This window comes from Ralstonia sp. ASV6 (genome assembly GCF_016429285.1).
GTDB classification, from domain to species: Bacteria; Pseudomonadota; Gammaproteobacteria; order Burkholderiales; family Burkholderiaceae; genus Ralstonia; species Ralstonia flaminis.
Genome location: NZ_JAELUI010000651.1, coordinates 1 through 302 on the forward strand (window position 1 = coordinate 1; position 302 = coordinate 302).

1 tRNA gene is annotated in these 302 nt (G+C 73.5%); it reads right to left on the reverse strand.

The window, feature by feature from the left end:
* Nucleotides 1-172: 172 nt before the first annotated feature.
* A tRNA-Arg gene (locus JHD73_RS28770) sits at nt 173-246 on the reverse strand.
* Nucleotides 247-302 lie beyond the last annotated feature (56 nt).

Below are 302 nucleotides of genomic sequence, written 5' to 3' on the forward strand. Positions count from 1 at the left end.
CCCCCCCCCCCCCCCCCCCCCCCCCCCCCCCCCCCCCCCCCCCCCCCCCCCCCCCCCCCCCCCCCCCCCCCCCCCCCCCCCCCCCCCCCCCCCCCCCCCCCTCTTTTCAAGCCGAAGACGGCATACGCGATCAGGCGCCATGTCTCGTGGGCTCGGAGATGTGTATAAGAGACAGGCCCAGAGGGATTCGAACCCCCGACCGTCGGCTTAGAAGGCCGATGCTCTATCCAACTGAGCTATGGGCAGATGCGTGTGCTGCCCAGGCAGGTTAGCGACGAACGGCCTCCGGATGCCTGGGAGGC